Annotated in this window: 8 protein-coding genes; 7 read left to right on the plus strand and 1 reads right to left on the minus strand. The window is 70.2% G+C overall.

Annotation, left to right across the window (positions count from 1 at the left end):
* Positions 1 to 414 precede the first annotated feature (414 nt).
* Complete coding sequence (locus Pme01_RS27765; RefSeq protein ID WP_168117833.1) at positions 415 to 1,884, plus strand: arabinofuranosidase catalytic domain-containing protein; 1,470 nt, start codon at positions 415 to 417, stop codon at positions 1,882 to 1,884.
* Positions 1,885 to 2,008: 124 nt separating this feature from the next.
* On the opposite strand, the gene Pme01_RS27770 is transcribed toward Pme01_RS27765, so the two are convergent.
* Positions 2,009 to 3,361, minus strand: coding sequence for an extracellular catalytic domain type 1 short-chain-length polyhydroxyalkanoate depolymerase (locus tag Pme01_RS27770; RefSeq protein WP_168117832.1), 1,353 nt, complete (start codon positions 3,359 to 3,361; stop codon positions 2,009 to 2,011).
* Positions 3,362 to 3,803: 442 nt separating this feature from the next.
* On the opposite strand from Pme01_RS27770, the gene Pme01_RS27775 reads away from it, so the two are divergent.
* The 6 genes from Pme01_RS27775 to Pme01_RS27800 all read left to right on the plus strand — a co-directional run bounded on the left by Pme01_RS27775 (position 3,804) and on the right by Pme01_RS27800 (position 11,563).
* Positions 3,804 to 4,760 (plus strand): PaaX family transcriptional regulator, encoded by a 957-nt coding sequence (locus Pme01_RS27775; protein ID WP_239088506.1) that lies wholly within the window; start codon positions 3,804 to 3,806, stop codon positions 4,758 to 4,760.
* Positions 4,761 to 4,946: 186 nt separating this feature from the next.
* On the plus strand, positions 4,947 to 5,933 hold the full coding sequence (locus Pme01_RS27780) for a LacI family DNA-binding transcriptional regulator (protein ID WP_203935924.1): 987 nt from the start codon (positions 4,947 to 4,949) through the stop codon (positions 5,931 to 5,933).
* A 209-nt stretch (positions 5,934 to 6,142) separates the two neighbouring features.
* Positions 6,143 to 7,813 (plus strand): ribulokinase, encoded by a 1,671-nt coding sequence (araB, locus tag Pme01_RS27785; protein WP_168117862.1) that lies wholly within the window; start codon positions 6,143 to 6,145, stop codon positions 7,811 to 7,813.
* Positions 7,810 to 8,487, plus strand: coding sequence for an L-ribulose-5-phosphate 4-epimerase (locus Pme01_RS27790; protein WP_168117829.1), 678 nt, complete (start codon positions 7,810 to 7,812; stop codon positions 8,485 to 8,487). The genes araB and Pme01_RS27790 overlap by 4 nt, the downstream gene beginning before the upstream one ends.
* Before the next feature lie 27 nt (positions 8,488 to 8,514).
* Positions 8,515 to 10,032, plus strand: a complete 1,518-nt coding sequence (araA, locus tag Pme01_RS27795; protein WP_168117828.1) for an L-arabinose isomerase — start codon at positions 8,515 to 8,517, stop codon at positions 10,030 to 10,032.
* 442 nt (positions 10,033 to 10,474) lie between these two features.
* The gene (locus tag Pme01_RS27800; RefSeq protein ID WP_168117827.1) at positions 10,475 to 11,563 is read left to right on the plus strand and encodes a cellulose binding domain-containing protein; all 1,089 of its coding nucleotides are present in this window, start codon (positions 10,475 to 10,477) and stop codon (positions 11,561 to 11,563) included.
* Positions 11,564 to 12,198 lie beyond the last annotated feature (635 nt).

Raw genomic sequence — 12,198 nt, forward strand, 5'->3', positions numbered from 1 at the left:
CCGCCCGCCGTGGATCGTCGGGTCCGTCGGGCCGGGACGCGGCGAGGTGGCACCGCCGCGTCCCGCGGGCACGGATCGCGCACCTTCGATGTTATCGCTAACAGATTCAGCGTCAATAGATGAGGTTGGATCGGTACTGGTTGGACCTTTTGTCGGGGCCGCTCGGGCCCCGTGCGCGGGAATTGAGGTGCCTCGACCGCGCCGTGAGGGAGTGCGGGCCGAGCGATCCACCCCCGATGGAGCCAGATCGCCCACGCGGCCAGCCGGGCCCATCAACTGCCGTCTACAGATCGTTCCTCATCTGGGCGACCGTCGATTGAAGTATTGACAAACATCTCTGGATTACCCACGCTGACGGAGTGATGTTATCGCTAACATCACCGGCTCCACGCCCTACGCCCTGGGAGGTTCGGCATGCCCATTCGACAGCTGAGAGACACCCTGCTGGTGGCGGGGACGGCCGCGGTGGTCGTCGCCGGCCTCCTGGTCGGCGTCGATGCCGCAGAGGCGGCCGCGCAGGGGCCGTGTGACATCTACGCCGCGGGCGGCACGCCCTGCGTGGCGGCGCACAGCACCACCCGGGCGTTGTACGGCTCCTACAACGGCCCGCTGTACCAGGTCAGGCGCTCGTCGGACAACACCATCCGGAACATCGGCGTGCTGGGCGCGGGCGGATACGCGGACGCCGCCGCGCAGGACTCGTTCTGTGCCGGCACGACCTGCGTCATCACGATCATCTACGACCAGTCCGGTCGAGGTAACCAGCTCACCCAGGCGCCTCCCGGTGGGTTCGCCGGCCCAGCTCCGGGCGGATACGACAACCTCGCCGACGCGACCGCGGCGCCGATCACCATCAACGGCCACAAGGCCTACGGTGTCTTCGTGGCTCCCGGCACCGGCTACCGCAACAACAACACCAACGGCGTCGCGACCGGTGACCAGCCGGAGGGGATGTATGCGATCTTCGACGGCACGCACTACAACGGCGGCTGCTGCTTCGACTACGGCAACGCCGAGCGCAACAGTCGGGACAACGGCAACGGCACCATGGAGGCCATCTACTTCGGCAACATCAAGGTCTGGGGCTACGGCACCGGCAACGGGCCCTGGGTCATGGCCGACCTCGAGAACGGACTCTTTTCCGGAGTCAACGCGGGTTACAACGCCAACGACCCGACCGTCAACTACCGGTTCCTGACCGCCATCATCAAGGGTGAGCCGAACCACTGGGCCATCCGGGCCGGCAACGCGCAGTCCGGCGGCCTGTCCACCTTCTACAACGGAGCGCGCCCCAACGTCTCCGGTTACAACCCGATGAAGAAGGAAGGGGCCATCATCCTCGGCATCGGCGGTGACAACAGCCACGGTTCCGCCGGCACCTTCTACGAGGGCGTGATGACCTCCGGCTACCCGTCGGACGCCACCGAGAACGCGGTCCAGGCCAACATCACCTCCGTCGGGTACTCGACGTCGAGCGGCGGTGGCGGCGGTCAGCAGAACGTCGAGATCGTGGGTAATCAGTCCGGCCGGTGCGTGGACGTGCCGAACGGCAGCACCACCAACGGCACCCAGGTGCAGCTGTACGACTGCTGGGGCGGCTCCATGCAGCGCTGGACGTACACCTCGGGCAAGCAGTTTCAGGTGTACGGCAACAAGTGCCTGGACGCCAACGGGCAGGGCACCGCCAACGGCACGGCGGTCGTCATCTGGGACTGCAACGGCCAGGCCAACCAGCAGTGGAACGTCAACGCAGGCGGCACCATCACCGGCGTGCAGTCCGGACTGTGTCTCGACGCCAACGGCGCCGCCACCGCCAACGGCACGAAGATCATTCTGTGGGCCTGCAACGGCGGCTCCAACCAGCGATGGGCCCTGCGCAACTGACCTCGAGCAGCACGCACGGCACCCGGCCGCTGGCGTACCCGGTGCGCGTCGCGCCACATCGGGTGGCGCGACGCGCACCGGGTACGTACGGGCGGCGTCCGGGCCGGTGGTGCGGTGGCGGGTGTCAGGCCGTGCTGCAGGCCTGGCCGTTGAGGGTGAACGAGGTAGGGCCGCCGGCGTTGCCGGTGTGGGTGGCCTGGAAGCCGATGCCGACCGAACCGCCCGGCGCGATGGTGCCGTTGTAGCTGACGTTTCTCGCGGTGACCTGGCCGCTGGTCGGTGAGTAGGTGGCGTTCCAACCGCTGGTGATGGTCTGGCCGCCGGGGAGGGTGAAGACCAGGGACCAGCCGTTGATCGTCGAACTGCCGGTGTTGGCGATGCTGATGCTGGCGGTGAGGCCGGTGTTCCAGGCGTTGGTGGTGTACGTGATCCGGCAGCCGCTCCCGTTCGCCGGCGGACTCGACGGCTGGCCCGGCGTGGCCGTGGCGGACGGCGGCGTGCCGGGGGTGGTAGGAGTCGAGGTCGGCGGTGTCCCGCGGTCCAGTCCGAAGAACGCGATGGCGTACCCGGCCATGCCACTCATCGGCAGGCTGTGCCCGGCGCCGGACACGCTGATCGCCTCCACCCGCACCGTACCGGCGGAGTCAGCGAAGCGGCGGCGGGTCCAGCCCGACTGCGGGGTGTCCGTGGACGTCGGTGTCTGGCTCAGCCCGAACACGTTGGTCCACTGCTCGATCTCCTCCTGCAACAGTTGGTACGGCACGAGGGTGTCGGCGGTGCCGTGCCACAGCTGCACCCGCGGGCGGGTGCGGGTGTAGCCGGGGTACGCCTGCCGGACCGCGTCGCCCCACTGCTGCGGGGTCCGGTCCATGTTCCCGCCGGTGCACTTGCTGCTTCCGGGCGGGTAGTCGGCCGCGTTGGCGAAGCAGTTGAACGGTACGCCCATGAACGCGGCGCCGGCCTTGAACACGTCGGGGTAGAGGGCGAGCATCTCGTTGGTCATCATGCCGCCGGACGAGCTCCCGGTGGCGTAGACCCGGTTCGGGTCGCCCCGGTACTGCCGCTCAGCATACGTGATCATCGACATGATCGAGACCGGGTCGCTGCCGCCGTCGCGGTGCTTGGCCGCGTCGGACCAGGTGTCGAAGCAGTTGCCGAACCCCGCCTGCTGGGTGGCGGTCGGGTAGATGACGATGAAGCCGTACCGGTCGGCCAGGGAGGCGAACTCGCTGCTCGAGTAGAAGCCGGGCCCCGAGCCGCCGCAGCCGTGCATGGCCACCACGATCGCCGGGTTGGCCTGCGTCGAGTTGGGGACGTACACGTGCATCCGCATGTTGCCGGGGTTGCTGCCGAAGCTCGTCACCTCCGTCAGGGACGCCGCCGCGGCGGGCCTCGTCATCGCCGGGGCGACCACCGCCAGACCGGCCACTGCGACCGCTGTGGCCAGGCAGGCGAACACCGTCCGGTTGATTCTCATGGTCTGTTCCTTCCTTCCGGCAGGGGAGAGGCTGGTTGGTCGCACGGGCGCGAGCGTGCCACCGCCGCGACGCACCACGGTGACTTCCGTACGTGCTCTGCGCGGCCTTCGTTCCCGCCACTACTGCCGTGGCGGGAGCGATCCGAGCGGGCGGCCATCCGTCATGCGGGCCGCGGTGTTCGGAGGACGCCGGCCAGGCGGGGTTTCCGGCGTACCGGCGGAATTACATGTCAACAAATGTCCCTGTCGGGCCGACAAATGTCAATCGATGCAGGCCGATGTCATTGCGGCGGGGCGGGGTACGGCGCCACGCCGGATCGGCGACGGGCCACACCGCGGCGCCCCTGCGCGCGTACCGGGGCAGTCACGCCGTTCCGATCCCGGTCCGCGAGTGTCTACAGTCGTCGTGATGCCGGCGCCCGACCATCGGAGTGTTCTCGTCGTGACCTCGTTCGATGTCGAAGAAATCCTCCCCGACGTCGCGGTCGGGCCGGTCCGGTTCCCTCGCCGGCAGGCCGGCGGTTCGCCGCAGGGGCTGGCCGTGACCCTGCTCGCCGACTACAGCCTGCGAAGCCGCGCCTGGCTGCCGTCCGCGGCGATCGTGGCGCTGCTCGCCGAGTCCGGGGCGACCGACGGCGGCGCCCGTACGGCCATCAGCCGGCTCGCCCGGCGAGGCGTGATCGAGAGCAGCCGCCGGGGGCGGCACACGTTCTACCGGCTGACCGGGCCCGCCACCACCGCCCTCGCCCTCGGCGGCAGGGGCGTTGTCGGGTTCGCCGCGGCGGCCGAGTCGTGGGACGGGTGCTGGAGCCTCATCGCGTTCTCCATGCCGCAGGAGGGCGAGTCCGAGCGGAGGAGCTTGCGTAGCCGGCTGCGCTGGCTGGGCTACGTGCCGTTGTACGACGGGCTCTGGGTGTCACCGCGCGGCCTTTCGGCGAAGGTGGAGGCGCTCGGTGACCTCAGTCTCGGGACGATGACGGTGTTCCGGGCGCACCGGCTCGACGTCGACGGGATGGCCAGCCGTGATCCGCTCGACGCCTGGGACCTCGCGGGCATCGGCGAGCACTACGACGCGTTCGTGCGGCGGTGGAGCCGGTTGCTGCCGCGCGTACGCTCCGGCGACCTCACCGGCACCGAGGCGTTACGGGCCCGTACCGAGGTGATGGACGAGTACCGGACGTTCGTCGTCCTCGATCCCCGGCTGCCCATGCGGCTGATGCCCGCGGGGTGGTTGAGGGGGCGCGCCCGGGAGCTGTTCGTGGCGGTGTACGACGGGCTGGCGGAGCCGGCGCTGCGCCATGTGCTGCGGACCGTCGCCCGGTTCGTCGACGGCCCGCAGCCGGACATCGGTGCGCACACCGTCGCCGAGCTGCTCGACGGGTTGGTGCCCGCTTCGTAGCCGCCAAGGTGACGGTGGGCGCGGTGCGGGCACTGGGCCACCGACGCAGGCGGGGTCGGGCCGCCCCGGTTCATGGACGGCCCGCCCGGCTCGCCGCGGCTGTTCACCTCGGCCCGCTGGGTTGGACCGGCGTGGGGCAGACCGGCTGGATATCGAGTGGATAATGAGAGCGTGCGCGATCCTGCAATGACCGATGTCGCTCGCCTCGCGGGGGTCTCCCACCAGACGGTGTCACGCGTGCTCAACGAGCACCCCAACGTGCGTGAGCAGACCCGGATGCGGGTGTTGGCGGCCATCGCCGAGCTGGGGTACCGCCCCAACCGGGCGGCCCGCGCGCTCGTGACCGGACGCTCCCAGCTGATCGGGGTGGTCAGCCAGAACTCCACTCTCTACGGCCCGGCCTCCCTGCTCGCGGCGTTCGAGCAGGCGGCCGCCGAGTCCGGCTTCGCGGTCAGTGTGGGCAGCGTCAGCACCCTGGACCGTCAGTCCATCGTGGCGGCCGTCGAGCGCCACCTCGACCACCGCGTCGCGGGTATCGTCGTCATCGCCCCGGTGGCGTCGACCAACGAGGCCCTCGAGCACATGCCGGCCGGGGTGCCGATCGTCGCGATCGACGGCGACCCGCAGCGGCCCGGCGCGCTGGTGACCGTGGACCAGGTCGCCGGCGGTCGTGACGCCACCCGCCACCTGCTGGACGCCGGCCACCGGACGGTCTGGCACGTGTCGGGCCCGGACGGGTGGTTCGACAGCGCCGGGCGCATCGAGGGCTGGCGGCGCACGCTGCAGGAGGCCGGCGCCGAGGTTCCCCCGGTCATGGCCGCCGACTGGTCAGCCGCTGCAGGCTACCGGGCCGGGCAGATGCTGGCCCGGATGCCGGAGGTGACCGCCGTCTTCGCCGCGAACGACCACCTCGCGCTCGGCATCCTGCGCGCCCTGAGCGAGCGGGGCCGGCGCGTGCCGGACGATGTCAGCATCGTCGGGTTCGACGACGTCCCCGAGGCCGCCTACTTCATTCCGCCGCTGACGACGATCCGGCCGGACTTCGACGCGGTCGCGCGGGCCAGCCTCACGCTGCTGCTCGACCAGCTCCGCTCGGGCGAGCCCGCGATCGTCCGGCATACGATCGCCCCGACGCTCGTCCAGCGCGACAGCGTCGCCGCGCCGTCCGCCTGAACCGCGCCGTCCGCCTGCGCCGCGCCGTCGGCCTGCGCCGCACGGTCGGACGATCCGCCTGCGCGCGACCCGCCGGCGGCATCCGTCATGGCTTCGTTTCCTGACCGTTACCCACTAGCATTGACCACAGGCGATGTTAGCGATAACACTGCTCCTCAAGCTTGCGAGCCGTGACCAACGACGCCCTCAACCCGCTCGAGGTGGCGCACATGCCCGTTGACCACTCCGACGCGCTCGTCGTCGGCGTCGACTACGGAACGTTGTCCGGCCGCGCCGTGGTGGTACGGGTCGCCGACGGCGCCGAGCTCGGCTCGGCCGTGTTCGAGTACCCGCACGCGGTCGTCACCGACGCGCTTCCCGGCAGCGCAACGCCGTTGGGCAGCGGCTGGGCCCTGCAGGTCCCGGGCGACTACGTCGAAGTCCTGCGCAACGCGGTGCCGGCGGCGCTGGCGGACGCGGGGGTCGACCCGGCCGACGTGGTCGGCATCGCCACCGACTTCACCGCCTGCACGATGGTCCCTACCCTCGCGGACGGTACGCCGCTGTCGGAGCTGCCGCAGTTCGCCGACCGCCCACACGCCTACGTCAAGCTGTGGAAGCATCACGCCGCCCAACCACAGGCCGACCGGATCAACCAGCTCGCCGCCGAGCGCGGCGAGCCCTGGCTGGCCCGCTACGGCGGCCTCATCTCGTCGGAGTGGGAGTTCGCCAAGGGCCTGCAGGTCCTGGAGGAGGACCCCGAGACCTACGCGGCCATGCAGCGCTGGGTCGAGGCCGCCGACTGGATCGTCTGGCAGCTGACCGGCAGCTACGTCCGCAACGCCTGCACCGCCGGGTACAAGGGCATCTTCCAGGACGGCCGGTACCCGAGCCGTGACTTCCTGGCGGCGCTCAACCCGGACTTCGCCGATTTCGTGGCGACCAAACTGGACCAGCCGATCGGGCAGCTCGGAGCGCCGGCGGGGAGGCTGACCGAGCAGGCGGCCGGGTGGACCGGGCTGCCTGCCGGCATCGCGGTCGCGGTCGGCAACGTCGACGCGCACGTCACCGCCGCCGCCGGTAATGCCCTGGAGCCGGGGCAGATGGTCGCCATCATGGGCACCTCGACCTGCCATGTGATGAACGCCCGCGAGCTGCGCACCGTACCCGGCATGTGCGGAGTCGTCGACGGCGGCATCGTCGCCGGGCTGTGGGGCTACGAGGCCGGACAGAGCGGCGTCGGCGACATCTTCGCCCACTTCGTGAAGACCCACGTACCAGCCGACTACGCGCAGCGGGCGGCGGCCGAGGGGCTGACGATCCACGAGTACCTCACCCGGCTGGCCGCCGCCCAGGAGGTGGGCCAGCACGGCCTGGTCGCGCTGGACTGGCACAGCGGCAACCGGTCGGTGCTGGTCAACCACGAGCTGTCCGGCGTACTGGTCGGCGAGAGCCTGGCCACCCGGCCCGAGGATATCTACCGGGCGCTGATCGAGGCCACCGCGTTCGGTACCCGGACCATCGTCGAGACCTTCAACGCCGCCGGCGTGCCCGTCACCGAGCTGCTGGCCGTCGGTGGCCTGGTCAAGAACGAGCTGCTCATGCAGATCTACAGCGACGTCACCCGGCTACCGCTGTCGCGCATCCCGTCCGGGCAGGGTCCGGCCCTGGGGGCGGCCATCCACGCGGCGGTCGCGGCGGGCTGCTACCCCGACGTACCCGCCGCGGCGGCCGCGATGGGCCGCGTCGAACGCGCCGTCTACCAGCCGGACCCGCACGCCGCGGCGCGCTACGACGAGCTGTTCGACGAGTACCGGCAACTGCACGACTACTTCGGAAGGGGCGGCAACGGCGTCATGTACAGGCTGCGCGCGATCCAGCGGCGGGCGGTGGACCGGTGACCATCACCGCGTCGGTACGCGACACCATCCGCGCCCTGCGCGCCGAGGTCGCCGCGCTGCACGCCGAACTGCCCCGCAACCAGCTCGTGGTGTGGACCGCCGGCAACGTCTCCGCGCGGGTACCCGGAGCCGACCTGCTGGTCATCAAGCCCTCGGGGGTCAGCTACGACGAGATCAGCCCCGACACCATGGTGGTGACCGACCTCGACGCCGATCTGGTCGACGGCGACCTCAAACCGTCGTCGGACACCGCGGCCCACGCGTACGTGTACAAGCACATGCCCCACGTCGGCGGTGTGGTGCACACGCACTCCACGTACGCGACCGCCTGGGCGGCGCGCGGTGAGGCCATCCCGTGCGTGCTGACGATGATCGCTGACGAGTTCGGCGGCGAGATCCCGGTCGGCCCCTTCGCCCTGATCGGCGACGACTCGATCGGGCAGGGCATCGTCTCCACCCTCGACGGGCACCGGTCCCGGGCCGTGCTCATGCGCAACCACGGCGTGTTCAGCATCGGCAAGGACGCCCGTGCCGCGGTCAAGGCGGCGGTGATGTGCGAGGACGTCGCGCGTACCGTGCACATCGCCCGGCAGCTCGGCGCCCCACTGCCGATCGACGCGCAGGACGTCGACTCGCTCTACGCGCGCTACCAGAACGTCTATGGGCAGGCCTGAGCGCATGCACCGACAGGGGAGGGCGTCATGTCACCGGCTTTGAAGCCACAACTGTGGTTCCTCACGGGCAGCCAGCACCTCTACGGCCCCGAGACGCTCGACCAGGTCGCCGGGCAGTCACGGCAGATCCAGCGGATGCTGTCGGACTCCGGCGAGATCGGCGCGGAGATCGCGTGGAAGCCGGTACTGACCGACGCGCCGGCGATCCGTCAGGTCATGCTCGCCGCGAACACCGACCCCGCCTGCGTCGGCGTCATCGCCTGGATGCACACGTTCTCACCGGCCAAGATGTGGATCAGCGGGCTCGACGCGCTCCGCAAGCCGCTGCTGCACCTGCACACCCAGGTGAACATGTCGCTGCCGTGGGGGTCCATCGATATGGACTTCATGAACCTCAACCAGGCCGCGCACGGCGACCGTGAGTTCGGCTTCATCCAGACCCGGCTCGGGGTGGCCCGCAAGACCGTCGCGGGCCACGCCTCCGACCCCGCGCTCGTCGCCCGGATCGCTGGCTGGGCGCGGGCCGCCGCCGGCTACGACCACCTGCGTGCGCTACGGCTGGCCCGCTTCGGCGACAACATGCGCGACGTCGCCGTCACCGAGGGGGACAAGGTGGAGGCCGAGCTGCGGTTCGGCGTGTCGGTGAACACGTACGGCGTCAACGACCTCGTCGACGTCGTGGACGCGGTCTGCGACGACGCTGTGGACGCCCTGGTCGTCGAGTACGCCGACGCGTACCGGCTGGCGCCGGAACTGGCCCGCGGCGGGGACCGGCACGACTCGCTGCGGTACGCCGCGCGCATCGAGGTCGGGCTGCGGCGGTTCCTCACCGATGGCGGCTTCGGCGCGTTCACCACCAACTTCGAAGACCTCGGCGGCCTGCGCCAGCTTCCCGGTCTGGCCGTGCAGCGGCTGATGGCCGACGGCTACGGCTTCGGCGGTGAGGGCGACTGGAAGACCTCCGCGCTGCTGGCCGCGGTCAAGGCGATGGGGGCGGGTACCGGGCGCGGCGCCTCGTTCATGGAGGACTACACGTACCACTTCGGACCAGGCGAGCCGAAGATCCTCGGCGCCCACATGCTGGAGGTGTGCCCCAGCATCGCGGCCGCGCAGCCGTCGTGCGAGATCCACCCGTTGGGCATCGGCGGCCGTGAGGACCCGGTCCGGCTCGTCTTCGACGCGACGCCCGGCGCCGGGGTGGTGATCGGGCTGGTGGACCTCGGGGACCGGTTCCGCTTCGTGGCCAACGAGATCGAGGTCGTCGCGCCCGATCAACCGCTGCCCAATCTCCCGGTCGCCCGGGCGGTGTGGAAGCCGGCGCCGTCGCTCGCGACCTCCACGGAGTCCTGGCTGATCGCGGGCGGGCCGCACCACACCGTGCTCACCCAGGCCGTCGACGCGGAGACGCTCCAGGACTTCGCCCACATGCTGCGCACCGAACTGGTGCTCATCGACTCCAACACCACCACCTCGACCTTCAACGACCGCCTGCGCTGGAACCAGGCCTACTACCGGCTGGCCCAAGGGCTGCCGGGGATGGGCTGACCCGCGCTGCCCCAGCCGGGTGACGACCGGCCGGGGCAGCGGCGGCGACGTCAGTTGGCCGAGACCGGGAAGCTGTTGGTCGTGAAGTTCAGCCCACCGCTGGACGAGGTGATCTCGTACCCGAACTGGACGTTGCCGAGGGTCACGTCGCCGAACCACGGTTCGACCTGCTCTCGTGGTCGGTCGGGTGGTGGAGCTTCGTGAGCGCTAACAGACGTGCCCGCCTGGCCCGCCTATCGGCGGATTCGTCCCGCCGCTGTGTGGTGGATCGAGGTGGCCGGGTCTCGGGGAAGCACCACATCGCGCGAGGTGTCGAAACGTCCCCTTGATGTGCGGCAGTCGGTGTGACATTCTTCATCATCGATGGATTGGTGTTAGCGATAACACTCTCCGACCTCGGCACATGCGAAATCCAACAGCAACGATGCGAGCGGGGTGAGTGATGAATCTACGTCGTGGACGGCTCGCTGCCACCGTGGTCGCTGCCACCGCCGTGGTGGCAGCGGTCGTCGCCGCGGGCACCGTGGCCGGCATCGCCCACGCCGAGTCGAACGGCGGGGTCCGGGTCATGCCGTTGGGCGACTCCATCACGGAGGGCACCCAGGTGCCGGGTGGCTACCGGATCGGGCTGTGGCAGCGGCTCGTCGCCAACGGGTACGCGGTGGACTTTGTGGGGTCGCAGTCGAACGGGCCGGTCAGCCTCGGCGATCACGACCACGAGGGGCACCCCGGCTGGCGCATCGACCAGATCGACGCGAGTGTCGTCGGCTGGCTGCGGACCTACCTGCCGCACACGGTGCTGCTGCACCTCGGTACCAACGACGTGCTGCAGAACTACAACTTGGCGAACGCCCCCGCGCGACTGTCCACACTGATCGACCACGTCACGGCGACGGTGCCGACCGCCGAGGTGTTCGTGGCCACCATCATCCCGCTGTCGTCGGCCAGTCAGGAGGCCGCCGCGCGCACGTTCAACGCCGCGGTCCCCGGCATCGTGCAGGGCAAGGTGAGCGCGGGCAAGCACGTGCACCTGCTCGACATGCACGGCGCCCTCACCACGGCCGACCTGATCGACGGGGTCCACCCCACCGCCGGCGGGTACGACAAGATGGCCGCCACGTGGTTCAGCGCTCTGCGATCCGTACCTGGAAGCATCGGTGGGACCGGCGGGCCGGGTCCGACGGCGTCGCCGACCACGGCGCCGCCGACCACGGCGCCGCCGACCGGTGGTCGAAGCTGCACCGCCACCTACACGGTGGTCGGCCAGTGGCAGGGTGGCTTCCAGGCCTCGGTCCGGGTGGCCGCCGGCGGGAGTGCCATCACCGGCTGGACCCTGACGTGGCGGTACGCCAACGGCCAGACGGTCAGCCAGTCCTGGAACGCGACCGTCACCTCCTCGGGGGCCGCCGTCACGGCCCGCAACGTGAGCTTCAACGGCGCGCTGGGCGCGGGCGCCAACACCGAGTTCGGACTGCTCGGCACCTGGACCACCACCAACGAGACACCCACCCTCGCCTGCGCGGCGGCGTAGGCAGCAGGCTCGTCGCCACCACCTGCCGTCCTCGCGGGAGGAGAACACGATGCACCCTGAGTACCTCAGCACGCGGTGATCGGGGCGAAACCACCACCGGCTGTTGGCTTCACTGCTACTGGCGCCGGTGCCACCGCCCAGCGCTCGTCGATCGACCAGCCCGTTCAGCGCACCAGCTCGCGGCCGGCCGAGCATGTTACCGCTAACGCGAAGGCCGCACGGTCCGATGGAGCACCGGTGCCGGCATCCCGAAACTTCCGGAAACGAATCGGCTCACGCGATCGAAGACCGACACGACGTGGTCCGAAGTGTCATCGAGCCTGACCGGCTTGTACCTGCATTATGCGGACGCCGTCGCGGCAGAGTTGTTTTCCGGAATCTTCCGAAAAACATTGCCTGTGATGGGGACCGAGTGGAAACATCGACGTTTGTAAATCGCTAACACGGATGTCCGGTCGTCCCGCCAAGGCGGCTCGGGCGCTGGCCAGGAAATGGAGGCCAAGGTGGTTACAAGCCCCTCCGCCCATCGTGGCGGGACCCGGCAGAAGAGATCGCCCATCGTCAGAGCGCTGGTCGCTGGTGCGGTCGGCGTCGTGGCGGTGGCCGCGGCCACGGTGATAATGCCGTCTGCGGAT

Origin of the sequence: Planosporangium mesophilum, assembly GCF_016863255.1 — a bacterium.
Lineage (GTDB): Bacteria > Actinomycetota > Actinomycetes > Mycobacteriales > Micromonosporaceae > Planosporangium > Planosporangium mesophilum.